The 1587-nt window shown below is 45.5% G+C and carries 1 pseudogene; it reads right to left on the bottom strand.

The features are described from left to right. Positions 1-53: 53 nt before the first annotated feature. Positions 54-1587: pseudogene (locus FH976_RS15675) on the bottom strand (type I restriction-modification system subunit M); the annotation flags it as partial.

Raw genomic sequence — 1587 nt, 5'->3', positions numbered from 1 at the left:
TATAGATTCCAAATCTAACTTGTAATCGGAAAAACGTAATAAAGGAGTTAAACTCATCTCTTCACCTCAAACGGTGCTTCAATCCCTAACTCGGCACAAAATTCCGCAATCGTCTTGTCTGTCTCTAACATGGCTTGGTCGTTAGTGAATTTGTTTGGCAACGCTAGTCAAATCAATCGCTTCTTCCTCTTCAAAGGTATCGACATAACGTGGAATGTTTAAGTTATAGTCATTCTCAGCCAGATCACTTGGGGCCGCCACAAACGCATACTTGTCGATGGTCTTGCGCTCGGCAACGGCATCTAAAATACGCTGTAAATCTTCTTCACGCATCACATTGTTATTGGTGCCTTTTTCAAAGTGGTTGCTGGCATCAATAAACAACACATTATCACCAGACTTGCGGTGCTTGTTGAACACTAAAACACAAGTCGGGATCGAGGTGCCAAAGAAGATATTGGCTGGTAAACCAATCACCATATCCAAATAATTCTTTTCTTTGATCAAGTGCTGGCGGATATGGCCTTCGGCCGCGCCACGGAACAACACGCCGTGTGGCAATACCACCGCCATGGTGCCAGTGTCGTTAATCTGGTGGATCATGTGTTGCACAAAAGCAAAGTCAGCTTTCGATTTTGGTGCCAGTTTACCGTAATCGGCAAAGCGGTCGTTATTCAAATGCAGCGGGCTGGCTGACCATTGGGCAGAAAACGGCGGGTTGGCGACCACGGCATCAAAGCGTTCATCTATGTGCTGTGGCGTTTCTAGTGTGTCGTCGTTTTCAATATCAAAGCGTTTGTAGTGCACGCTGTGCATGATCATATTCATGCGTGCTAGGTTGTAAGTACTTGGGTTACGCTCTTGGCCGTAGTATTTAATATCTTGATTGCTCGATTCTTTCGCTACTCGAAGCAATAAAGAGCCAGAACCGCACGTTGGGTCGTACACCGATTTGACTGGGTTATTTATGGTGACTAATTTGGCGAGCAATTTTGACACCATTTGCGGGGTAAACTCGCCCGCCTTTTTGCCTGCGCCACTGGCGAACATGCCAATTAAGTATTCGTACGCATCGCCGAGAATATCAATTTCACTGCTTTCAAGGTGGAAGTTAATGTTGTTGAGATGCACCAGAATTTGCGCCACCAGCTTGTTATGCGCATCGGGGGTTTTGCCTAACTTGTTGGAGGTTAAATCCAGCTCATCAAACAGGCCGTTAAAATCATCGGCACTATCGCTGCCCATGGTGCTTTGTTCAATGGCGTTTAGTACGTCACGCACGTCATCTAATATAAACTCGCCGTTCTCGCCATCGTGCGCTAACACATGAAACAGGGCCGAGGGTTTGAAGTAATAACCCAGCGTATCAATCGCCTCAATTTGAATGGCGGCTAGTATTTCTTTGCCATCTTCGGACTTTGCATCAATCGCAGTAAAGGTAATACCATCTTCGGATAATAAGGTGTCGGAGTATTGGTTGAGTTTGTCAGACAGGTACTTGTAGAAAATCAGCCTAAGATGTAATCGCGAAAATCATCGGCCGACATGTTGCCACGTAAAGTATTGGCGATGTTCCAAAGTTGTTTT

Source organism: Vibrio hibernica, assembly GCF_015223435.1.
GTDB lineage: Bacteria > Pseudomonadota > Gammaproteobacteria > Enterobacterales > Vibrionaceae > Vibrio > Vibrio hibernica.
This window is presented reverse-complemented; position numbering and strand designations above follow the sequence as displayed.